This window comes from Halomonas sp. SpR8, from assembly GCF_031010195.1.
Lineage (GTDB): Bacteria > Pseudomonadota > Gammaproteobacteria > Pseudomonadales > Halomonadaceae > Vreelandella.
The window spans coordinates 133,872-156,719 of sequence record NZ_JAUAMC010000001.1; the positions used below are offsets into that span (position 1 = coordinate 133,872).

Annotated in this window: 22 protein-coding genes; 7 read left to right on the forward strand and 15 right to left on the reverse strand. The window is 56.0% G+C overall.

The window, feature by feature from the left end; all coding sequences use genetic code 11:
• Positions 1–10: 10 nt before the first annotated feature.
• The 3 genes from QT230_RS00630 (at position 11) to QT230_RS00640 (ending at position 4,428) form a co-directional block, all read left to right on the forward strand.
• Positions 11–2,476: a YbeU/YbeR family protein gene (locus QT230_RS00630; RefSeq protein ID WP_308319563.1), complete on the forward strand. Its 2,466-nt coding sequence runs from the start codon at positions 11–13 to the stop codon at positions 2,474–2,476.
• Between the two features lie 93 nt (positions 2,477–2,569).
• On the forward strand, positions 2,570–3,199 hold the full coding sequence (locus tag QT230_RS00635; RefSeq protein WP_308319564.1) for an NlpC/P60 family protein: 630 nt from the start codon (positions 2,570–2,572) through the stop codon (positions 3,197–3,199).
• 26 nt (positions 3,200–3,225) lie between these two features.
• Positions 3,226–4,428 carry an MFS transporter gene (locus QT230_RS00640; protein ID WP_308319565.1) on the forward strand — a complete coding sequence of 401 codons (1,203 nt, stop codon included), beginning with the start codon at positions 3,226–3,228 and terminating at the stop codon, positions 4,426–4,428.
• Here the strand turns inward: QT230_RS00640 and QT230_RS00645 are convergent.
• Genes QT230_RS00645 through QT230_RS00665 form a run of 5 tightly spaced genes read right to left on the reverse strand, consistent with a single transcriptional unit; the run spans position 4,425 to position 9,260 of the window.
• Entirely contained in the window at positions 4,425–5,042 is a 618-nt protein-coding gene (locus QT230_RS00645) for an ATP-binding cassette domain-containing protein (RefSeq protein WP_308319566.1), read from the reverse strand. The genes QT230_RS00640 and QT230_RS00645 overlap by 4 nt on opposite strands.
• Positions 5,035–5,871: an ATP-binding cassette domain-containing protein gene (locus QT230_RS00650; RefSeq protein WP_308319567.1), complete on the reverse strand. Its 837-nt coding sequence runs from the start codon at positions 5,869–5,871 to the stop codon at positions 5,035–5,037. Before QT230_RS00650 ends, QT230_RS00645 begins: the two co-directional genes overlap by 8 nt.
• Before the next feature lie 13 nt (positions 5,872–5,884).
• A complete protein-coding gene (locus QT230_RS00655; protein ID WP_308319568.1) occupies positions 5,885–6,703 on the reverse strand; it encodes an ABC transporter permease in 819 nt (272 codons plus the stop codon).
• The gene (locus QT230_RS00660) at positions 6,700–7,656 is read right to left on the reverse strand and encodes an ABC transporter permease (RefSeq protein WP_308319569.1); all 957 of its coding nucleotides are present in this window, start codon (positions 7,654–7,656) and stop codon (positions 6,700–6,702) included. The genes QT230_RS00655 and QT230_RS00660 overlap by 4 nt, the downstream gene beginning before the upstream one ends.
• Before the next feature lie 11 nt (positions 7,657–7,667).
• Positions 7,668–9,260 (reverse strand): ABC transporter substrate-binding protein, encoded by a 1,593-nt coding sequence (locus QT230_RS00665; protein ID WP_308319570.1) that lies wholly within the window; start codon positions 9,258–9,260, stop codon positions 7,668–7,670.
• Between the two features lie 99 nt (positions 9,261–9,359).
• Between QT230_RS00665 and nikR the strand changes: the two genes are divergently transcribed.
• Entirely contained in the window at positions 9,360–9,761 is a 402-nt protein-coding gene (nikR, locus tag QT230_RS00670) for a nickel-responsive transcriptional regulator NikR (RefSeq protein ID WP_308319571.1), read from the forward strand.
• Positions 9,762–9,832: 71 nt separating this feature from the next.
• Here nikR and QT230_RS00675 read toward each other — a convergent pair whose 3' ends face one another.
• Positions 9,833–10,315 (reverse strand): peptidylprolyl isomerase, encoded by a 483-nt coding sequence (locus QT230_RS00675; protein ID WP_071695751.1) that lies wholly within the window; start codon positions 10,313–10,315, stop codon positions 9,833–9,835.
• Between the two features lie 176 nt (positions 10,316–10,491).
• On the opposite strand from QT230_RS00675, the gene QT230_RS00680 reads away from it, so the two are divergent.
• Positions 10,492–10,773: a hypothetical protein gene (locus QT230_RS00680; RefSeq protein WP_308319572.1), complete on the forward strand. Its 282-nt coding sequence runs from the start codon at positions 10,492–10,494 to the stop codon at positions 10,771–10,773.
• A gap of 83 nt (positions 10,774–10,856) precedes the next feature.
• On the opposite strand, the gene QT230_RS00685 is transcribed toward QT230_RS00680, so the two are convergent.
• The 9 genes from QT230_RS00685 to QT230_RS00725 all read right to left on the reverse strand — a co-directional run bounded on the left by QT230_RS00685 (position 10,857) and on the right by QT230_RS00725 (position 19,743).
• Positions 10,857–11,327 carry a glycine zipper 2TM domain-containing protein gene (locus QT230_RS00685; RefSeq protein WP_308319573.1) on the reverse strand — a complete coding sequence of 157 codons (471 nt, stop codon included), beginning with the start codon at positions 11,325–11,327 and terminating at the stop codon, positions 10,857–10,859.
• Between the two features lie 349 nt (positions 11,328–11,676).
• Complete coding sequence (locus tag QT230_RS00690) at positions 11,677–13,275, reverse strand: isocitrate lyase (RefSeq protein ID WP_308319574.1); 1,599 nt, start codon at positions 13,273–13,275, stop codon at positions 11,677–11,679.
• 364 nt (positions 13,276–13,639) lie between these two features.
• Positions 13,640–14,068 (reverse strand): GNAT family N-acetyltransferase, encoded by a 429-nt coding sequence (locus QT230_RS00695; RefSeq protein ID WP_308319575.1) that lies wholly within the window; start codon positions 14,066–14,068, stop codon positions 13,640–13,642.
• Positions 14,068–15,255 (reverse strand): cupin domain-containing protein, encoded by a 1,188-nt coding sequence (locus tag QT230_RS00700; RefSeq protein WP_308319576.1) that lies wholly within the window; start codon positions 15,253–15,255, stop codon positions 14,068–14,070. The genes QT230_RS00695 and QT230_RS00700 overlap by 1 nt, the downstream gene beginning before the upstream one ends.
• Before the next feature lie 65 nt (positions 15,256–15,320).
• Positions 15,321–16,706 carry an adenylosuccinate lyase gene (purB, locus tag QT230_RS00705; RefSeq protein WP_308319577.1) on the reverse strand — a complete coding sequence of 462 codons (1,386 nt, stop codon included), beginning with the start codon at positions 16,704–16,706 and terminating at the stop codon, positions 15,321–15,323.
• Positions 16,707–16,771: 65 nt separating this feature from the next.
• Complete coding sequence (hflD, locus tag QT230_RS00710; RefSeq protein WP_308319578.1) at positions 16,772–17,413, reverse strand: high frequency lysogenization protein HflD; 642 nt, start codon at positions 17,411–17,413, stop codon at positions 16,772–16,774.
• Positions 17,410–18,585, reverse strand: a complete 1,176-nt coding sequence (mnmA, locus tag QT230_RS00715) for a tRNA 2-thiouridine(34) synthase MnmA (protein WP_374694430.1) — start codon at positions 18,583–18,585, stop codon at positions 17,410–17,412. The genes hflD and mnmA overlap by 4 nt, the downstream gene beginning before the upstream one ends.
• A gap of 73 nt (positions 18,586–18,658) precedes the next feature.
• A complete protein-coding gene (locus tag QT230_RS00720; RefSeq protein ID WP_308319580.1) occupies positions 18,659–19,099 on the reverse strand; it encodes an NUDIX hydrolase in 441 nt (146 codons plus the stop codon).
• A complete protein-coding gene (locus tag QT230_RS00725; RefSeq protein WP_308319581.1) occupies positions 19,099–19,743 on the reverse strand; it encodes a pseudouridine synthase in 645 nt (214 codons plus the stop codon). Before QT230_RS00725 ends, QT230_RS00720 begins: the two co-directional genes overlap by 1 nt.
• Before the next feature lie 244 nt (positions 19,744–19,987).
• On the opposite strand from QT230_RS00725, the gene QT230_RS00730 reads away from it, so the two are divergent.
• Together QT230_RS00730 and clpS are read left to right on the forward strand one after the other, a co-directional pair.
• On the forward strand, positions 19,988–22,225 hold the full coding sequence (locus QT230_RS00730; RefSeq protein ID WP_308319582.1) for an NADP-dependent isocitrate dehydrogenase: 2,238 nt from the start codon (positions 19,988–19,990) through the stop codon (positions 22,223–22,225).
• 310 nt (positions 22,226–22,535) lie between these two features.
• Complete coding sequence (gene clpS, locus QT230_RS00735; RefSeq protein ID WP_308319583.1) at positions 22,536–22,844, forward strand: ATP-dependent Clp protease adapter ClpS; 309 nt, start codon at positions 22,536–22,538, stop codon at positions 22,842–22,844.
• Positions 22,845–22,848: the final 4 nt, after the last annotated feature.

Sequence of the window (22,848 nt, forward strand, 5' to 3'; positions counted from 1 at the left end):
GAGGTGCCTCTTGATCGACGTGTTAAATGCCTGGTGGGCCCAACAGCTAGTGCTGTGTGATTGGGCATTTACTCCTCATCCGCTGGCGGTCGATGCAGGAGCGGCGGAACAGCGCTTGCTGCAACTGGGAATTACTGACCGGGGAGAGCTGGCGGAGCAGCTGTTTCATGGTCTGGGCGCACCTTCAGGCTATGCCGATCGCCTATTAGGCGTTTTAGAATGGGCTGCGCTTGCAGGCGCGGCGGGTTGGCTTGAGGCAGATCAATCAGAGGCGTGGGCGCACCATTTAATCCGCCGAATTACCAGCGATTATGGCGATTTGCGTGCATGGCTGGCAGATTTACGCCGTGCCCTTGGCGCGCGGGGGTGGGAAAGTGGTGCCGATGATCGCTTTATCGATGCCTGCCAAGCGCTGGCCAATCTCGAAAGCGATGGCGAAGGAGTGACCTGGGAAGCGCTTGAAAACGCGCTGGCTCAACTTCCTGCCCCCGCCCCGCTATGGCCTCAGCAACCCCAGGCGCAGAGCTGGCGGCTATGTGCGCTGTTTCGACCGATTATAGTCTATCCCGCCAGCCAGGCCGATTGGCCAGAAGCCCGCGAGTGGCTGGCCCACGTATGGGATGTTCATGACCGTGATGCGCTGCTTGGGGTGATGCTTTGGCTAGGTGCTCAGGGCGAACGCCAGCGCTGGGATATTGAAGCCCGTGAGCTATTGAGTATGGATAACGCTCAGCGCATGGAGTGGCAGCGCAGCGTGGTGGAGGAGACACCCTATGCGCCGATACTGAATAAGTTCGTCACCCAAGGCGAGCCTCTGGAGTGGGCGGCCTGGGATTGGTTACGGTTAGTCGAACTTGCCTGGGCGGGTGCCTGCTGTGGTTGGCTGAGCCAGGAAGAGGCTGATGATCTGGCGGCGCACGCCGCTGATTTGATGAGTCGTCGTTACCACGACTGGTATGCGGTGCTTAACGCCTACGGGCGGGGGCAGAGTCTGTTTGATGGCCTCGACCGGCGGGGTAAAACACCCGACGAGCGACATCAATTGCTGCTGCACAGCGCCCATAGTCCTTGGAAGCGACCGCCCGGGGAGCTGCTGGATGAACCGACGCGCAAGGCTTCTCAAGCGCGCATTCGTCAGTGGCGTAATACGCCCCATCACTGGCTGCTGGCGCTGGCCAGCGTTCGCGAGCCGGATGCCATGCTACGTCAAATAGATCCATCATCGGCGCTGCCGGAAGAGCAGCGGGCCGACGCAGCGCTCTATTTGCAGGAGTCGCTGGGCTTGCATGCCGATGAAGGTGCCCATGCACTCGCACGTTACTGGTTGCCCGCTCAGGCGCACCATCTTAATCAGTTGGCGGCTGATGCCGTACACGGCGTTTTGCCGCCGTCCCAGAGCTGGTTTGGTCAGCCAACCCCGGAAGAGCTCAAGCAACGTAATGCCGTAAAGGGCGTGAGCCGCCACGCGGCCACTATCCATATGGCTGAAAAGTTCGCTTTCTATCTGCATATGTCGCTCGATAGCGGTTTGCTGGATCAAGCGCCATTAATGGCTTACGCCAGTGAGCTGCGCAGCTGCCTGTGTCGTTTTTATCCCAATCCCAAGCGCTTGTTAGAAGCTTGGTTTGCTTGGGAGAGCTGCCTACCCGAACCTGAGCACGCCTCGCTAATTAATGAAATTGTTTGGCATATTGAAGACCCCGGTAGCCTGTTTCACTGGCTGGATTGGCGCCATGACGCCTGGTGCGAGCCGGGAAGTCGGCCTACTTTGAGCCACTTCACTGCCATGTCGCTGGTGGGCCCACTGAACAGTGCGGTGTGGAGCGAGCCCCAGCCTGAGAGTGTGCGAGAGTGCGCCGAGATCCGTGAGTGGGTGGATAGCCACTACCACTTAAATAGCGCGGGCGACATGCAGGAATTTTTGACCTACATGCTTGAGTCGGGGGATCGCCAGGAGTACCAGATTAACTATGCGCCCTATACCCTCAACGCTGAGCGTTTGGACGCTGAGATCGCCATTCTGGAGTCCGGCGACTGTTCAGAAGAAGACCGCCACCATCTGCTTCGCTTACGCCGTGTCCGTGATAACGAAGACGGCTGTAATGAGGTCGATATGGCAGCCTGGGATATCGCTCAATTGGTCGATTTGGCGATTGCCGCGCGGCAATTGGGTTGGCTGGATAGTGCTGCCTTTGCGAAAGTGCTGGATAGTGCCTATCAGTTGGCCGCCGACCATTATGCCGGCTGGCAAGAGTACGCGATGGGGATGTATGCAGGCTTCTCATTTTTTATGGGCGACACTCCTGAACGGGAGAGCTTTTTAGCTGGTTTTCGCCAAGCGCTAGTGGCCTGGGTATGCGGTGCGCCGGTGTTGGCAGGGCCGTGGGCCAGCCTGGATTTCCCTGGCAATAAACCGCGCCATTTTGCCCCCCTGCACATCGATACGTTGCCGGGCGACCAGCGCACATTACATTAGGCTCGCCAAACATATGATAACTAGCTTATAGTCGTGTGTGGAAAAATGAGTTTTGTCATACCACCCCCTTATCAATGTCACGAGGTTAATCGCATGGTTGCGTTGCCACGCTCCGCTGTGATCGCTGTCCGTGTTTTAAGTATTTGTTTTTTAGTTACTTTGTTCGCTGGCTGTGCAGGCTCTTCCCGACAGAATAATATCCAGGCTCCGGAGAACTACTTCTCCATGGCGCTACCGGGAATGGAGGGGAAGCCGCTAATGTCGCCGGTTGACCCAATCGATGCACAGTTGCGTAGCCTACAAGTACCGCCACCAACAATTGTACGAGAGGCGCTGCTGGCCCAGCACCAGCGCTGGGCGGGAACGCCTTACCGGATTGGTGGTACCACAAAACGAGGCATTGATTGTTCTGCTCTGGTCCGCAATGTTTATCGTGACACTTTTAATTTAGAGCTTCCGCGTTCCACCCGTGGTCAAGTGCACGAGGGACGCCCGATCGACCGCCAAGAGCTGCAGGCGGGCGATCTGGTGTTCTTCAGCCCGCCGGGTCGCTATAACCATGTGGGCATTTACGTTGGTGATGGCTATTTTCTCCATGCTTCTACCTCGAGAGGGGTCATTATTTCCAGCCTGGATAATAGTTACTGGCGTCGCCATTACTGGCAGGCACGTCGCGCGCTGGAGCCAACCCATATGGCCCAACTGAGTAGTAGCGCCTTCTAGCCGTCAGTCTCTCATTTAGGAATGGCATGATTGAAGCCAGAACGCGCGCCTGGTGGCGCGCCACCTTGGCGCTTTGCCTAGGCTCATTTCTAGTTTTTATTAACCTCTATGCACCGCAGCCGCTGCTGCCAGGGTTGAAGGAGACTTACGCTGTCTCCACCCTCGGCGTCAGCCTGCTGATGTCGGTGTCGACGCTCTCCTTGGCTATTGCATTGCTGGTGTTCGGGCCACTCTCGGACGCCATTGGCCGTGAAGCCATCATGCGCATTACCCTGCTATTGGCAGGTGGCTGTTCCCTTGCCTTGGCCTTCGCGCCCACTTTCGAAAGCTTACTAGTGCTGCGTTTGGTGCAGGGGTTTGTGCTAGGGGGGCTACCGGCGGTGGCGATTGCCTGGATGGGCGATGAGTTTGAAAAGCCAGCGTTACTAAGTGCTGTCGGACTCTATATTGGTGCCAATTCTCTCGGCGGTATCAGCGGGCGAATTGTGGGTGGGGCCGCCGCCGAAGTCGGTGGGCCGACCGCTGCCTTTCTAGCGGTCGGGGTGATGACGCTCATCGGTTGCGTGGTATTTTGGCGCCTGTTACCCAATAGCCGCGCTTTTACTCCTCAACGCTTTGAGCTGCGCAAAGCGGCGGCTGATCTACTCGGCCATTTGCGCACCCCGGTGCTGCTCGCTGCTTATTGTTTAGGTGGCATTAACTTCCTGATTTTTATCAATCAATATAGCTATATCACCTTTCGCTTGGCGGACGAACCGTATCAGTTGGCTGCCAGTGGACTGGGGCTGATTTTCTTGACCTACCTCGGTGGTACTTTCGGTTCGATGATTTCTGGCCGTTTGGCTGGCCGCTTTTCCCCAGCAGCGTGCATGATGATGGGCGTTATAATTTTAATGCTGGGGACGGCGATTACGTTAGCGGATTCGCTGGTGTTGATTATTGTTGGTTTAAGCGTTAATGCCTTTGGTTTTTTCCTGGCCCATTCGTTGGCGTCCAGTTGGATAGGGCGTTACGCCCAGGGCGCCCGGGGCAGTGCCTCGGCGCTGTATCTGGTGTTTTATTACGTGGGCGCCAGTTTAGGCGGTTTCTGGCTGGAGCCGTTCTGGCGCTGGGCCGGCTGGCCGGGGGTGAGCGTTGGCTCATGGCTGCTGCTAAGTATTACGCTGATGATCGCCTTCGGCCTGTGGCGTTTTGAACGCCGCCAGACCGTTAGTTGCATTAGCGATTAGCTAACCTGCTTCAATTGACCTTCGCTTAAGTGGTAGCGCAGTGGGCAGAGGCGTTTCAGTAGGGCGGTGTCGTGGCTAATCACCAGTACGCCAAGCTGGCGCTTTTGCGCTTCCTGCTTTAACGCCTGCCAAAGCTCCACCTGAGTAATCGGGTCAAGCATCGTTGATATCTCGTCGGCCACTAGAAAGCGCACCGCTGGCGCGAGCGCCCGCAATACGCATACGCGCTGTAACTCTCCCCCTGATAATGATTGTGGAAAGCGCGATAGCCATTTTGTCTTGATGCCAAACGCTTGGCACTGGGCATCAGAGGGCGTCCAGGCTTCACGCAGTATTTTACCTACCCGCCAGCGAGGGTTTACCGCTAATTCCGGTGATTGCGGCAGCCACTGCACAGGCTGCACGCCGCTTTTGGGGAGCGCGGCACCATCAAGTGCGACATCGCCTGCCTGGGGAGCTAAATAGCCAGCCAGCAGTTTGCCCAGCGTCGATTTGCCCGCCCCTGAGTCCCCGCTTAGCCCTATCCATTGGCCCGCGCTCAGCGTCAGTGAAACGGCTTGGAGCAGCGGTGCGTTATGAGCAAACTGGAAACTAAGTTGGCGCGCTTCAAGCAACGGTTGCCTCCCGTTTTAACGCGTCGGCGGTCGTGGTTGCGAAGTTATTATCCGGCAGTGCTAACCATAATGCCTGGGAATAAGCGCTGTTAAGCGAGCTACCCGTGCCTTGAAAAGCGCCCGCGGGTGCCGTTTCGACCTGCTTGCCTTCACGCATAATCGTGACGTGGTCAGCAATCGGTAGGGCGTGGCGCAGGTCGTGGGTGATCAATATGATCGTTTTGCCCTGGTCAGCCAGCCCACGCAGTGCCGCCAATACGCGCTGGCGCTGATGCGGGTCTAAACCGACGGTGGGCTCATCGGCAATCACCAGCTTTGCCTGACTTACATGGGCCATCGCGGTGAGTACCCGGCGGGCCATGCCGCCGGAAAGCTCATGGGCATAGGCCTGTTGCGCGCGGGCGTCTAGCTGATAATGATGTAAAGCTTGCAGAGCAGAGAGCCAGGCATTCGCTGAGGAATGACCTGCGCGCTGGGCTGCCCAGGTTACTTGGCGATGAGTGCGCACCAGCGGATCTAGAGCGCTAAGCGACTGAGGGATCAGCGCTAACTCCCGGCCGCGAAGCTGGCGTTGGCGCTGCTCATCAAGCGGTTTTTCGTGGTAGTTGAGCTGGCCACTTAAGCGAGCAGCAGGCGGCAGCAAGCCCATAATGGCGTAGGCGAGCAGGCTTTTTCCAGCGCCTGAGGCGCCCACCACTGCATGCACCTCACCTGCCGAGAACTGTAGCGAGAGTTCATCTAAACAGGTTGCCCACTTACGCTTCCACCAGGAAGCATGCCCGTGAGCATAGTAGGGTAGCTGTAGCGATAATTGGTCAATGGTTAGCATTGGGAGTGCCTCTCTATAGCGCACGGCGCAGGTGGCTGGAAAGGCGCTCAAAACTAAGCACCATCAATAACAGCCCCAAGCCTGGGAAAACCCCTAACCACCAGTAGCCGCTGTTTAGGTAGCGCATGGCGTCGGCTAGCAGCACACCAATGGCCGGTTGGCTGGGGCTCAAGCCAAAGCCCAAAAAGGTTAACGCGGCTTCATGCAGAATCGCGTGGGGAAACAGCAGCAGCGCTCCGACCAGGCAGTGAGGCAGTAAGTGGGGGAGTAGGTGATCGTGAAGAACAAACCAGCGTGTTTTACCCAGCGCGCGGGAGATGCGCACATAGGGCGCCTGACGCAGGTGCAGCAGCTCTGCGCGCAGCACCCGGGCCAAACTCGGCCAGTGGGTAACAGCCACGGCGATAATCACCGCTTGAGTGCCGCCGCCCAAAGCAAACGCGATCAGCATCAATAAAATCAGGTGGGGTACACTGAGCAGTGTATCAATCAGCAGACTCACCAGCGCATCCAGCCGTGCGGACAGTGTAGCCAACGCGGCCAAGCTCAACGCAATCAATGTGCTTAATAGCGCTGCTAAACAGCCCACCCAGAAGCTTAGCGCCAACCCGGCCAGGGTTCTTGCCCATAGCTCGCGCCCTAGCGCGTCGGTACCTAACCAGTGATCAATACTGGGCGGGGCTAGTCTAGCGTCAAACTGCATCTGCTGGGCTGAATCGCCTAGCAGCCACTGGCTAGCGACTAGCCCCATCACCAGCAGAGTGGTGATGCCCAGGCTGAAGGCGGCACGCAGACGCGGTTGATCGCTCTGGCTTGTTAGTACCAATCTCATAGCTCCCCCTGACGAATGCGGGGGTCGATAACGCCATACAGCGTATTGGCGATCATATTGCCGACGCTGACAAATAGCGTGGTAAACAGCGCAATGCCCAGCAGTAGTGGAACGTCACTGCGCAGCCCCGCCGCTACCGTGGCTTGGCCCAGACCTGGGTAGGCAAATACCTGCTCAACTAAAATAGAGCCACCAAATAGCTCACCTAAGGAGGCAAATGCCAGCGTAACTGCCGGTAAACTGGCGTGACGTAGGCCGTGTCGCCACGCGACATCAATTCGGCTGGCGCCCTGGGCGAAGGCGTAGATAGCAACGTCTGAACGCATCAACGCCAGCATACGGGTGCGTGTATGCAGGGTGATACTAGCGATGCCCAGCAGCGCCAGCGTGGCAACTGGCAGTAGTAAGTGATGCAGCCGCGTGGCGAAAGAAACGTCCTGGTTCAAAGCTCCGGCAGGCCCTGCACAGCAGGTGGGTGTCCAGCCTAGCATTACTGAAAATAGCAGCACCGCGAGTATTGCCAGCCAGAAAGCCGGGGTGGAGGCGGTTATATAGGCGTAGGTGGTGATGATTTTATCCAGCCTTGAACCCTCTTTGGCACCAGCGACAACGCCGAGGCTAAAGCCCAGCAGTGCGGACAGTAGCCAAGCGCCCCCCAGCAGCGCAATCGAACGCTGGAAGCGCTGGCCGATCACGTCACTGACGGGCTGGTTATACACATGGCTCCAGCCTAAATCACCGCCCACTAATTGCCGTAGCCAGTGGCCAAACTGAACAGCAGGCGACTCATCGAACCCCCAGCGCTGGGCGATTAATTCACGCTGCTCAGGGCTAACCTGGGCCATTTGGGGGCCTAGGTAGGCATCGATTGGGTCAATAGGTGAGACCATCATCAGCCCAAACGAGACCAGTGCCACGCACAGTAGGACCACGCTTAGGTGTGTCAGCCGCATGGCGAGAAGCGTTATTCCTCGCACGTCCAACGCCACTCAAGCAGGTTAGCGGTGATCGGCCAGCCGTGGCCGTGGGGAGCTACGCCCAGTTCGCCAACGTCTAAGCAGGTATTAGCAAAGTAGACGTGCTCAAGATTAACCAGCCAGGCCCAGCTACTGTCGCCGCGCAGGCCATAGCCAGTCGTGCCATCCCACTGGGCTGCTTGCCAGTACTGGTTGGCTTGTTCGAGGCTGTCAGCCGCCTGGGCGGCATCAAGGTGGGCATCAACTTCCGGGTTGGCGTAAAAGCCGCTGTTATAGAAGCCATTGCCCGCATGCTGGCTATGGAAAAGGTAGTAAATCTCCTGGGGACTGTGGCTGCCAAAACCGAACATGATGGCGTCCTGGTGCAACGCTTCACGCTGGATTTCGTCCCAGTGGCGGCCGGTGGGCTGCATCTCAATACCCAGTGGACGTACCATCTCGGCGCTAACCTCCGCGAGCAGCTGTCGGGTGGTATCGCTGGCAGGATAGGTGAGACGAAAGCGTGCGGGCAGGCCATCTTTGTAGCGCAGGCCATCGTCGTGCAACGCCCAGCCTGCGGCATCCAGTATCTCTCCAGCAAGGGTCAGGTCGGGCGCGTCGACGTGTTCTTCGTCATCGCTCCAGGCTAGGCCATCGGCAGGGCCGAAGGCGGGGCGGCCGAATCCATGTAGCGCTACCTCGACCAGTGTATTGCGGTCGACGGCAAGGTTGATGGCTTGACGGATGGCAAGGTCGGCGGTCACATCGTTGCCAATGGGTGCCCCTGATTCAGCGTGCTCGCCATTGGCAGGCTGCATGGGGAACAGGATGCCGCGATTATCGACGCTTTGCATGATGACCCGCTGCATATGCGTCGGTACATTGGCCGCTAGCGCTGGCGGCACCGAGGCGATATCAACCTGGCCAGCATGGGCGGCACTTAGCGTGGCGTCTTCACCGGTAAACCGAAACACCAGCCGTTCAAAGGCGGGCGTAGGGCCGTAGAAGTAGGGATTACGTTCAACAATCAACTGCTCGCCTTCTTGCCACTCGACCAGTTGATAGGGCCCAGAACCCAGGGGCTGGCGGCCATACTGCTCGCTATAGCCGTTGTCACGCTCGGCGCTTGGCACAATACCCAGCGTCATTAGCTGATCACTAAAGGTGATGCGTGGGGTGCGGAGGTAAAGCGTGACGGTATGCTCATCCACGGCTTGCGCATGATCCAGGGCACTTAGGTCGGCACGCCCACCCGCCTTAGCCGCTGCGTTGAAGGTATAGGCCACGTCTTCAGCGGTCAGCGGTGCACCGTCGGCAAAGCGGGCATCGTCACGCAGCGTGAGTGTCCAGGTCAGGCGATCTTCAGAGAGCGACCACTCGGTGGCCAGTTCTGGCTGTGGCGTAAGGTCTCTACCCCGAGATAGCAGCGTCGACTGAAACAGCGGATTACCGTACTGCCCCCAGCCCAAAAGTGGGTCGAAGCCTTGCTCGGGTTCGCCACCAATGGCTAGCACCAGTTGCTCTTTCGCCTGTGCATTGCTGATGGCAGTTAAACAACTTAGCGCAATACCCAGTAAGATAGATCGAGTTGGTTTAGCCATCGGTATATCCTTAAAGTCATTAGTATGATCTTTACTAAAGAACGTCATACTAACGGCATGGGCGACACTTGCAAAGTGAATCAATTGAGGGAGGCGTGAATGCAGCGTGTAACGGTAACGCTTGATGAGGAGCTGGTGGCAGAAGTCGATACATTGATGCGTGAACGCGGCTACCAAAACCGCTCAGAGGCGATTCGCGACCTGACCCGCAGCGGTTTAAAGCAGGTGAGGGAAGAGGCCGCACCGGATTCGCTCTGCATGGGCGCGCTGGTGTATGTCTATGATCATGCCGCCCGTGAGCTGTCCAAGCGCTTAACGCGCCACTCCCACGACCATCATGACCTGACGCTTTCGACCCTGCATGTGCATATCAACCACGATAGCTGCCTGGAAGTAGCGCTGCTCAAAGGCCAGGGGCGGGCGCTAAAGCAGTTTGCGGCCGAAGTCACATCGTCGCGAAGTGTGCGCCATGGGCAGCTGGTACTAATACCGGATGAGTAGGGCTGCAAAAGGTTGCGGGCATAAAAAAGGTGACCCTTGGGTCACCTTTTCTGATCGGTAGCGCGAGCGACTTAGTGCTCAACACCGCCTTCGCCGTGCACGTGGCCGTGCTCGACTTCTTCAGCGCTCGCTTCACGAACTTCCGCGATCTCAACGTCGAAGTTAAGCTGCTGGCCTGCCAGCGGGTGGTTGCCATCAACCACGACCGTGTCGCCTTCAACTTTCTTGACGGTAACCATCAATGGGCCGCCCTGAGTCTGGGCTTGAAACTGCATGCCCGGCTCAATGCTTTCAACGCCTTGGAACGCATCGCGCGGTACTTCTTGCATCAGTTGCTCTTGCAACTCGCCGTAACCTTCTTCAGGAGAGACGCTAACGTTCAGTTTCTCGCCAGCCGCACGTCCTTCCAGCTCTTTCTCAAGACCCGGAATAATGTTTCCGGCGCCGTGGAGGTAGGTAAGCGGCTCACGGCCTTCGGAACTGTCTAGCACTTCACCTGCATCGTTAGTCAGGGTGTAGTGAAACGCGACAACCGAGTTTTGCGCAATTTGCATGGAATAACCTTACGGTGAGTGCATGTCCCAATATGGTAACGCGTGTGCGCTGACTTGTCAGGGGGTAGCAGCGCTTTTTCCTACTCACCACTTTCGGCGGTATTGCGCACCAGGGTGACCAGGGATACCCTACGACCATTCCTTTTTCCTTTGCCCTATCACTATTGGAGCATGCAATGACGATCTTGATTATTTGGCTTGTCGCATTTTGCCTGATTGCTTATTTTGCCTATCAACGCTGGAATAGCGGCGTTAGCGAGGGGTTGGACAAGGTGCTGCCAGGTTTTTTGAAAAGCCATGGCGACAACCGCTATCTATGGGTAATTACGCTGGCAGTGTTAGGCGCGACGACGTTAGTGAAGCCGGTTGATATGCTGCTGGTCGTTATCCTGCTAGGCCTGATTGGCTGGGCTATTATGGCACTGGCTAGCTGGGCAGGTAATAAGACTCACCGTTAAGCTGATTGCAGCTAAAAAGCCCGGCCATCAAATGAGATGGCCGGGCTTGTTTATACTTAACCGCTTTCGACTATCAATGCTGCTTAATAGGGTGCCACGCTCACGTTAGCACCACTACCGATCAAGCGGACACGCTGGCCAGCTTGGAATTGGCGGTCTGCACGCTGAACGACAACGATGTCAGAGCCGTCGTCACGACGAATTTCCATTTCCAGCGCGTTAACGCGGTTAGTCGCGTCTTCAGCTGCGGTACCTGCCACCGCACCGCCGAGTGCGCCTGCAACTGTTGCCAACTGACGACCTGAGCCACCACCGACTTGATTGCCCAGCAGGCCACCAATGATCGCGCCACCACCACTACCTAAAAGACCGCCTGCACGGCTTTCCGCCTGAATCTGCACCGGACGAACCGCCACGATAGTGCCATAAGTGACGCTTTGGCTCGTTTTAGCTTGGTTGCCGCTATAGACGTCGCCAGAGTAGCCGGATGTGTTAGCGCAGCCTGCTAAGGTGAGCATGCTCATGGCGGCAATAGGTAAAAGAAGACGTTTCATCAAAACCTCCAAGTGTATTAATTTCTCTAACGGCCATCTGTAGCTCTGTCATCTTTTTCAATCTCATCTTTTTCACAGTATCTTTCTCAATGAGTAAGAATTGATCACAGCTACACAATGCGGTTGTAGAACAGTGTTCGTTAAAATAGCCTATATTAGCGCTTTTGACCAGCTGTGGTCCGAGAAGATCAGCGCGGACAAACATAATCGCTATAAAATAGCATACCGGAGAGTGTAACAGCGTATTAAGAAAACAGTGTGCAAATACGCTTAGACAACCAAAAACAGGAGGCCATGAGGCCTCCTGTTGCAGCGGTTGGTTAGCTAGCTAAAGCGTTTAAACTGCTCACTAACCAAATTGATTCATGGTGTTGTCTTTGCCACCGGCCTTAAGCGCTGCATCACCGTGGAAAAACTCTTTGTGGTCGTCACCGATATTGGAGCCGGCCATATCCTGATGGCGAACCGTGGCAATTCCCTGGCGGATTTCCTCGCGCTGGACGCCTTTAACGTAAGCCAGCATACCTTCGTCGCCGAAGTAGCCTTTCGCCAAGTTGTCGGTGGACAGGGCGGCGGTATGGTAAGTCGGCAGGGTGATCAAGTGGTGGAAGATGCCCGCTTCCCGCGAGGAGTCGCGTTGGAAGTTACGCGTCCACTCATCGGCCAACTGGCCAAGCTCGGTGTTGTCGTACTCGGCGCTCATCAGCTTGTCACGCTGGTAAGCCGAGACATCTTTACCCTCTTCCTGCCAGGCGTCGAACACCTGCTGGCGGAAGTTGAGCGTCCAGTTGAACGACGGTGAGTTGTTGTAGACCAGCTTGGCATCCGGCACTACTTCACGAATTCGGTTAACCATGCTGGCGATCTGGCCAACGTGGGGCTTCTCGGTTTCAATCCACAGCAGGTCGGCGCCGTTTTGCAGGCTGGTGATGCAGTCAAGAATAACGCGCTCTTCACCGGTGCCCGGTTTGAACTGGTAAAGGCCCGAGGCGAGGCGCTTGGGTTTGACCAGCTTGCCATTCTGCTTGATGACCACATCGCCGTTGTTGATATCGGCAGCGTTCTCGATTACATCGCCATCCAGGAAGCTGTTGTACTGGTCGCCGAGATCGCCGGGCTCATTGGTGACGGCAATCTTTTGCGTCAAGCCAGCGCCGAGGGAGTCGGTGCGCGCGACGATAACGCCGTCTTCAATGCCGAGTTCGAGGAAGGCATAACGCACGGCGTTAATTTTGGCCAGAAAGTCCTCATGGGGCACGGTGACTTTACCGTCCTGATGGCCGCACTGCTTCTCATCAGAGACCTGATTTTCCAGTTGAATGCAGCAGGCACCCGCTTGAATAAACTTCTTCGCCAGCAGGTAGGTGGCCTCCGCGTTACCAAAGCCTGCATCGATATCGGCAATAATCGGTACAACATGGGTTTCATAGTTATCGATTTTGCTGATCAGTTCCTGTTCTTTGCCCCTGTCGCCCGCCTCTTTGGCTTCATCGAGGGCGCGGAACAGGTGGTTAAGCTCCCAGGCATCGGCTTGCTTTAGGAAGGTGTAGAGCTCTTCGATCAGATCCGCCACGGAGGTTTTTTCGTGCATCGACTGGTCGGGCAGCGGGCCGAACTCGGAGCGCAGCGCGGCGACCATCCAGCCTGACAAGTAGAGGTAGCTGCGTTTGGTGGTGCCAAAATGCTTTTTGATCGAGATAAGCTTCTGCTGACCAATAAAGCCGTGCCAGCAGCCCAGTGACTGGGTGTACTGTGCGGTATCAGCATCGTAAGCGGCCATATCTTCGCGCATGACTTTGGCGGTGTAGCGGGCAATATCCAGGCCGGTGTGAAAGCGGTTTTGAGCACGCATACGGGCGGCGTACTCGGGTTTGATGGCTTCCCACTTCCCGCCTTGTGCTTCGCGTAATTGGGCCATGGCTTTGATATCGTCGAGCAGTCCTGACATGAGCTTACCCTCTTGGTCATGATGGTTTTGCAAATTAGCATTAACTTATGCTGCAACTGCGAAGTCAATTCAGCATTACCTAGTTTTTCTGCCGTGTCTTTAATAAAAAGGTCTCTTATTAAAACGTCGTATACGGTTGAAAATTATTATCGGGAGGCTGAACAGATCTCGCGTCGCTGCAATGCAATAACTATCAACGAAACTAGCGCATTCAACAATTGACACTTGGGGGCACAGTGGGTTGTAACCCGACTACAGCGGGGTAGCAAAGCGGTAGGTTTGTGTAGTGGTTTTTCGTCAGGAGGGCGACAAAAGAGCATAAAAAAGCACTACCGAGGCAGTGCTAGAGATCAAACAGCAGAACTTATTTCGCGAGCGAAAGCGTCATTTCTCGATGGGGGATGCCCGCATCGAGAAACTCTTCGCCGTGGGCGACGAAGCCTAACCGCTCATAAAACGTCAGGGCATGTACCTGAGCGCTGAGTTCCACGTGTGCGTGACCCGCATGGCGGGCTGCTTCAATAGCGGCCTGCATCAGTAGTACGCCAATGCCGGTGCTGCGGGCATCAGCCAGCACCGCGACACGACCAATATGGGCATCGGGCAGCAGGCGTGCGGTGCCTACCGGCTGTCCGTCAAGCGTGGCAAGAAAGTGCACGCACTCTGGATCCAGGCCGTCCCACTCCTCTTCCTGGGGCACGCTCTGCTCATCGATAAACACCCTGCGGCGGATCTCGCTAGCCGCCGGGCCAAGCGTTTCCCAGTTGCCCGTTCGAATCTGGGTAATCGCCATCAATACTCCTCGTCGTCACCTTCATCGCTCATAAAGCCCAGGCTGCCGGCATTGATCAACTGCGTGAAAAGCGCGGCGGCGCCGTCAAGCTCAAGGTCTTCAGCATAAAGCGGAGTGGGGTCGGCAAGGCGTTTAGCCAACTCGGTCGAGCAGGCGTGGCCGTCGCCATCGACAAACAGCGTGGTGCCGCTGGCATCACTACGCCAAGCAAAGCGTGCACCGGGCATATGGTAAAGCGGTTCGCCGTCTTGTAGCTGAGCAACAAGCTCAGCCTCGGTCATCGGTGTTTCAAGCGGTACCACTTGATCGACATATTTTGGCTGAGTCATTACCCGGCCAAACCACTGAGCGACTTGGGTCGGGTTATCCAGCGTCGACATAATGAGCTGACGCATCCGTTCTACCGCAGCGTCGTCCAGTTCACCAGACTGCTGGGCAGGCGCCATGCCGGCATCGCTGTAGCGCTGGGAAGCCGGTAGCTGTTCGCCCAAATAGTCGGCGTAGGAGGTGATCGCCTCATCGGCGGAAGGCGCACGAAAGCCAATCGAGATGGTCATGCAGTCGTCGCTTTGACTGACGCCGTGATGCGCCCAGCCAGGGGGAAGATAGAGCATGTCTCCGGGATCGAGCACCCAGTCAGAGTCCGGCTCTACGCTGAATTCTTCCAAAATGCGCAGATCAATACCTTGGATAATCGGCGCATCTTCGGTGAGTTTGCCGCCCAACTGCCAGCGACGGTGGCCGCTGGCTTGGAGTAGGAAGACGTCGTACTGGTCGATATGCGCGCCCACATTACCGCCCGGAGGGGCGTAGCTGATCATGACGTCATCAAGCCGCCAGCGCGGCAGGAAGTCAAACTCGTTCAGTAGCGTCGCCACCGAGGGCACATAGTGGTCGACTGCCTGCACCAGCAGGCTCCAGTTGTTTTCCGGCAGCCGTTCAAAGGTGGCTTCATCGAAGGGGCCGTGGGAAACCTGCCAGGGGCCATCCGGGCCTTCCTCTTCAACCAAGCGCGCCTCAACACCAGGCTCGCAGGCAAGACCCGCCAGCTCATCGGCTTCAATCGGACTGATGAAGTCGGGCATCGCACCGCGAATCAGCAGCGGCTTTTGCTGCCAATAGTTGGCCAGAAAGTCGGCGGCGGTAAGGTCGCCCAGCAGGGTTAACGGCTTATCGTGATGGTTCATGGCATGCCCTGGCGTTAGGAAGTTGGCGATACAAGGTGACGTTATAGATGTCTTAATTAAACTCTTTATAAAGCGTTTAATTGTTGCGTCAATGCTTTGGCCTGGGCCTGAGCATTACCAATATAGTTGGCTGGTGAGAGCGCCTTCAACTCGGTTTTTACCTCGCTGGGTAGTTCCAGCGTATCAATAAACGCTGCAAAGCCTGCTTGGTCAATACGCTTGCCGCGAGTTAGCTGCTTGAGTTTTTCGTAGGGCTTTTCGATGCCGTAGCGGCGCATCACGGTTTGAATCGGCTCGGCGAGCACTTCCCAGCTGTTATCCAGATCGGCGTCTAAACGCTCGGGATTGGCTTCCAGCTTGCTGATGCCTTTTAGGCTGGCGTGGTAGGCGATCAGGCCATACGCCAAGCCAACGCCCAGATTACGCAGCACGGTGGAGTCGGTCAGGTCGCGCTGCCAGCGGGAAATTGGCAGCTTCTGAGCGAGATGGCTCAGCACTGCGTTAGCCAGACCCAGGTTGCCTTCGGAGTTTTCAAAGTCGATCGGGTTAACTTTGTGCGGCATAGTCGATGAGCCGATCTCGCCCTCAACCGTGCGCTGCTTGAAGTAACCCAACGAGATATAGCCCCATACGTCGCGATCAAAGTCGATCAGGATGGTATTGAAGCGGCAGATAGCATCGAACAGTTCGGCGATATAGTCGTGGGGCTCAATTTGGGTGGTGTAAGGATTGAACGTTAGCCCTAGGCCTTCCACAAAGGTACGTGCGTTGGCTTCCCAATCGATCTCTGGGTATGTGGTCAGGTGAGCATTGTAATTGCCCACAGCGCCATTGATTTTGCCCAGCACTTCCACCGCTTCGATCTGCTTTAGCTGGCGCTTAAGGCGGTAAGCCACGTTGGCCATCTCTTTGCCTAACGTGGTCGGGGTGGCGGTTTGACCGTGAGTACGGGACAGCATCGGCTGGGCGGCGTGGGCAATTGCTAGTTTGCCGATTTCGTCAGCCACTTCGTGCATGGTGGGCAGCATGGCGTTGAGGCCGTCGCTAAGCATCACGCCGTAAGAGAGGTTGTTAATATCTTCACTGGTGCAGGCAAAGTGAATAAACTCGGTGACCGCATGCAGCTCGGCTTGATCGGCAATTTTCTCTTTGAGGAAATACTCCACCGCCTTGACGTCATGGTTGGTGGTGCGTTCGATTACTTTGATGCGCTCGGCATCTTCGAGCGAAAACTCACGAATCAACTGTTCAAGATACGCGGTTGCCTCAGCAGAGAGCGGTGGCACTTCGATAATTTGCGCGTGCTCGGCCAAACGCTGTAGCCAGCGGACTTCCACAATCACACGGGCGCGGATCAGGCCGAATTCACTGAAGTGTTCGCGCAGGGCTGCGGCTTTGGTGGCGTAGCGGCCATCAACGGGGGAGAGGGCGGTTAAAGCAGAGAGTTGCATGGCATCGTTTCCAGGAGGTTCGAAAGAAAATTAGTCGAAAGCAAGTTGATCAATGAGGGGGTGGCCTAGCTGAGGCTATCCAGCGCCCGGCGTAGCGCTTTGCGCTGGAATACCAGCTTCCAACGCCGCCCGCCTTGCTGGTGCCACAATAACCCAAAGCGAATCCCTGCCATCAGGCAGGCGCGCACACGCTCGGGCATCATGCGACTCTGCAGCAGCGACGGGTCGCCCTGCACCACAATGCGGGTTTTAAAGGTAGAGATAGTCTCTTGATACGCTTCCCCTAGGCTTGCGACCACGTTTTCATGGGTGGTGCCGAAGTGCTCGGTCTGCCCCTGAATGCGGGTGAGCTTCTGACCCAATGAGTCCATCATGTCGTTGTTGGTGCGCAGTTTATTCATCAGCATCAGCAGAGAGAAACCGTAACGCAGCACCACTGGGTTCGCCTGCTTGCGACCCACCAGGGCTTCTAAGGTATCCAGGCCGCGGCGAAGATTATTGGGGTGTCCGCCGTAAATGGCTTCAAAGCTCTCCGGGTTGGTATCCACGGTGGCTTCAATCAACGTTTCCCAAGCACGTGGGTCGACCTGACCGGTGCGGGCGAGTTCGTCAACCAGACTGGCGGCTTGAAACACGCCCGCCAACGCAAGCGCCTGGCGGGCGGACGGTGAGTCGGGGGCACGATGAATCGGCGTGGTGGGATTCATGCAGCAGCCTCCGCGGCTTTCTTCCAGGTCGCGCGAATAACTCCGCCGCCCAAGCAGATGTCGCCATCGTAAAGTACCAGTGACTGACCTGGAGTAACCGCCCACTGTGGGTCGTCGAAGGTGACCTCGACGCCGCCGTCGGGCAGCGCGCGCATTTCACAGCCGCAGTCGCTTTGCCGATAGCGGGTCTTAGCGGTAAAGCGGCCCTGCTGAACCGGCGGCTCGCCCGCTACCCAATCCATGGCTTCCGTGGCGAGGGTGTCGGAGTAAAGCAGTTGATCGTGCTTACCCTGCACCGTAACCAGTACGTTGCGATCAAGGTCTTTCGCCGCCACGTACCAGGGCTCTTCTGAATAGTTGGCAAGCCCGCCTATGCCCAATCCTTGGCGCTGGCCCAGGGTGTAGTACATTAGCCCCATATGCTGGCCAATCACGTCGCCATCCGGTGTTTCGATGTTGCCGGGCTGGGCGGGTAGGTACTGCTGCAGGAAGTCGCGAAAGCGCCGCTCGCCGATAAAGCAGATGCCCGTGGAGTCCTTTTTCTTCGCGGTAATTAGTCCATGCTGTTCAGCCAAGGCGCGCACGGCAGGTTTTTCCAGCTCACCCACGGGGAACAGGGTGCGTGCAATCGCGGCTTCCGGCACTGCATGCAGAAAGTAGCTTTGGTCTTTATTGCCATCCAGCCCTTTAAGCAGGCGCGGGCGGCCCTCGCGCATGCCCTGACGTACATAGTGGCCGGTGGCAATTTTGTCGGCACCGAGCATTTCGGCGTACTCAAGGAATACCTTAAATTTGATTTCCCGGTTACACAGAATATCCGGGTTGGGTGTGCGGCCCGCTTTGTATTCGGCTAAAAAGTGCTCAAAGACGTTATCCCAATACTCCGCCGCAAAATTGGCGGTGTGCAGTTTAATGCCGAGCTTTGCGCAGACCGCCTCGGCGTCGGCGAGATCCTCTTTGGCCGTACAGTACTCGGTGCCGTCGTCTTCATCCCAGTTTTTCATAAACAGGCCTTCCACCTCATAGCCTTGCTGCATAAGGAGAAGGGCAGAAACGGACGAGTCCACGCCGCCGGACATACCGACAATCACTTTGCCGTTAGCAGAGGTTTCGGTAGTGGTTGAGCCAGTGCTGGATGACTCGGTATTGGATGACCCGGTATTGGATGACATAGGCATCCTCAGTAGAAGTAGTGTGCAATTGGGCGGGGATTATACACGATGGGAGGGAATGCCTTCGAGTGCTTCACTCGCGAATCACTGCCAGCGGGTAACACTGCCCGCTGAGTGCGTCTTCAATGCGTTTAAGCACTAGCGGGCTGCGCAGGCGCGCTTGCTGATCGAGCGACCGTATCTGCTCAATGGTAAGCCAGTGGGTGGCGAAAATATCCGGGTCGAGGGGGAGATCGAGTTGCTGAAGCGGCTCAGCAATGAACCCGTGGCTATGGAACGTTTCTCCAGTGCCGGTATGAAAAACATACAGGCCCAGATAACCGGTAAGTGATACTTGCCAGGCAGTCTCTTCCACTACCTCGCGCAGAATTGCTCTAATGGGGCCTTCGCCGGGTTCGATATGCCCAGCGGGCTGATTAAACACGCTCTGCGGGCCGCCGCGATGCTCTTCCACCAGCAAAAAGCGCTCACCCTGCTGAATCACGCAGGCTGCCGTGCTATGAATAAGGCTCATCAGGGTTTCCTGCGTTTGGTGGTGGGCCGTGCGTGCTGATTTTTCTGCTGCGCTACTCGCTGTCCTACTCCCCGGCCAGGGGGCGCATTGGCGGGCCGGGGCGTGTGCAAAGTCTCCTTGCGCCATTCGCCAGGGGCTAAACCATCCAGCCGCCAGGGGCCAATGGCCGCACGAATCAAACGCAGGGTTGGAAAGCCGACGTGGGCGGTCATGCGGCGCACTTGGCGGTTACGGCCTTCGCTGATGGTGAGCTCCAGCCAGCTAGTCGACGGGTGGCGTTTGGGGTCGATGTCGGGTTGGCGCGGCGCAATCGTCGGGGGATCTATTCGACGAGCCTTGGCTGGCTGCGTTGGGCCATCTTTCAGCGTCACCCCTTGACGTAGCGCTTTCAGCGCTGCGTCACTAATCTCACCTTCTACTTGAGCCCAGTAGGTTTTGGGCTGCTTGTAACGCGGGTGAGAGATGCGGTGAATCAATTCGCCGTCATCACTGAGCAGTAGTAGGCCCTCCGAGTCGTAATCAAGGCGTCCGGCGGCGTACACCCCTGGTACCGTAATAACATCGGCTAATGTGGCGCGAGCCTGTTTGTCGGTAAACTGAGAGAGCATACGATAGGGTTTGTGCAGTAAATATAAGGTACTCATGATCTCTTTATGGGGTTGCCCTTGATTTGTCGACAATCTCTCATGCGATTAAAATGCTGCGCTGGTATACTTTTCAAAAGTCGTTTCAACAGCTAACCCAATAACCAGCTCAACAACCACCGATCAATAACCTAGAAAGCCAATTAAAACGACCCCGCCTGCTTCGCGGCATGGTCTCTCGTTGAATGAGTCGCGTTGCTCAGGGTCTTTATAATCACAGCGATAGAAAAGAGGTTAACGCAAAATGTCTAAAACGCCGAAGATCATTTACACGCTCACCGACGAGGCGCCTGCGCTCGCAACATACTCTTTGCTTCCAATTATTGACGCCTTTACCGACGCTGCTGGCATTGAAGTGGAAACCCGAGATATCTCCCTGGCGGCCCGCGTTCTCGCTTTATTCCCCGATTATTTAACTGAAGAACAGCGCATTGAGGATCACTTGGCTGAACTAGGTGCACTGGCCAAGGTTCCGGAAGCCAATATCATCAAATTGCCCAATATCAGTGCTTCCATGCCGCAGCTGCGGGCAGTGATCAAAGAGCTGCAAGAGCAGGGCTACCCACTGCCGGAATATCCTGACGAGCCAAGTAACGACGAAGAGAAAGATATCAAAGCGCGCTATGACAAAGTCAAAGGCAGCGCGGTTAATCCAGTATTGCGTGAAGGTAATTCTGATCGTCGTGCGCCGAAGGCCGTCAAAGAGTATGCGCGCAAATACCCTCACTCGATGGGTGAGTGGAGTCAGGCCTCGCGCAGCCACGTTTCTCATATGCATAAGGGCGATTTTTACGACGGTGAAAAATCGATAACGCTGGATCGTGCGCGCACTGTGAAGATGGAACTGACCACCAAGAGTGGCCAGACTAAGACGCTCAAGTCGAATATCTCGCTGCTCGAAGGTGAGATCATCGACAGTATGTTCATGAGCAAAAAAGCATTGCTCGAATTCTACGAGCGTGAAATAGAAGATGCGCGTGAATCTGGCGTAATGTTCTCGTTGCACGTGAAAGCGACGATGATGAAGGTCTCGCACCCGATTGTGTTTGGCCACTGTATTAAGATTTTTTACAAAGACGCCTTCGAGAAACACGGCGAGTTGTTCAAGGAGCTGGGTGTCGACGTCAACAATGGCATCGCCAACCTCTACGAAAAAATTGAAACGTTGTCAGAATCACAGCGTGATGAAATTATCAGCGATTTGCATGCCTGCCATGAAAAGCGCCCAGAGTTGGCGATGGTCGATTCGGCTCGTGGTATCACCAACTTCCACTCGCCCAGCGATGTGATTGTGGACGCTTCGATGCCGGCGATGATCCGTGCCGGGGGCAAGATGTACGGTGGTGACGGTCGTCTTAAGGACGTCAAGGCCGTGATGCCCGAGTCCACGTTCGCGCGTATTTACCAGGAAATGATCAATTTCTGTAAATGGCACGGTGCTTTTGATCCGGCGACAATGGGCACCGTACCCAACGTCGGTTTGATGGCGCAAAAAGCCGAAGAGTACGGCTCCCACGACAAGACCTTTGAAGTTCCAGAAGACGGTGTGGCCGATATCATCGATCTGGATACGGGTGAAGTGCTGTTGACCCAAAACGTGGAGCAGGGCGATATCTGGCGGATGTGCCAAGTCAAAGATGCGCCGATTCGCGACTGGGTCAAGCTGGCAGTAGAGCGCTGCCGTGATTCTGGTATGCCGACGGTATTCTGGCTCGATCCATACCGCCCCCACGAGAACGAGTTGATCAAGAAGGTTAAAACGTATCTCAAGGATCACGACACTGATGGGCTTGAGATCCATATCATGTCCCAGGTTCGGGCGATGCGTTACACCTTAGAGCGTGTGATTCGTGGCCTCGATACTATTTCAGTGACGGGCAACATCCTGCGCGATTATCTGACGGATCTATTCCCGATTCTTGAGCTGGGCACCAGTGCCAAGATGCTCTCTATCGTTCCCCTGATGGATGGCGGTGGTCTGTTTGAAACCGGTGCTGGTGGCTCTGCGCCCAAGCACGTTCAGCAACTGCTGGAAGAGAATCACCTTCGCTGGGACAGCCTTGGCGAGTTCCTGGCGCTGGTAGCCTCTTTGGAGCACCTCGCTAAACGCTTTGACAACGACCGTGCTAAGATGCTTGCAAAAGCGCTGGATGAAGCTAACGGCAAGTTCCTCGAAAGCAACAAGTCTCCTTCACGCAAAGTGGGCGAGCTGGATAACCGAGGAAGCCATTTCTACCTGGCGCTTTACTGGGCAGAAGCGTTGGCGGCTCAAGATCAAGACGCTGAGCTGAAAGCACTCTTTGCCCGCCTTGTGGAAACGCTGAAGGCCAAAGAAGCTACTATTATTGACGAGCTTAACAGCGTTCAAGGCCAGCCTGTCGATCTTAAAGGCTATTATCACCCGAACGGCGAATTGGCCAGCCAAGTAATGCGTCCGAGTAAAACGCTCAACGAAGCGCTTGCTATGGTGGCAAACGGCTAGGGTTTCAAAAACCAAAGTTTTGAAACCAGACGCTTCACAAGCAGTCTGCGCGGCCACAAGGTGGAGCGCATTAAACGCTGTGATATCCCTCGCCCACCTTAGTGGGCGAGGGTTTTTTGTCTTACTTAATATGTTAATTTTGTGTTTTCCATGAACCCTTGCTGATCGGCAGCGTCTGAAAAAATAGATAACATTATTTAGACACTTCCATCGGTCAGTCGCGAGACAACCAACCGTGCTACTTATGTCCAACCTAAAGAGTTCATACGTTGTCGCCTCGCCCGTTAACGCGGGAATGACGCGACCTAACATGCCCGATGATGATGGCGATTTAACTGTGCAGTCGGCGGAACCTGCGCTGGCACAACCGCCGCTCTATAAGGTGGTGCTTCACAATGATGACTACACGCCGATGGAGTTTGTTATTGAAGTACTGCAAGGTATTTTTAACATGGATAGCGAGAAGGCCGTTCAGGTCATGCTCGCGGTACATACCCAGGGAAAGGCCACCTGTGGCGTGTTTACCCGCGATATAGCCGAGACCAAAAGCTATCAGGTAAACGAGTACGCGCGGGAGTGTGAGCATCCGTTGATAAGCGATATTGAAGCCGCTGATTAAGAAC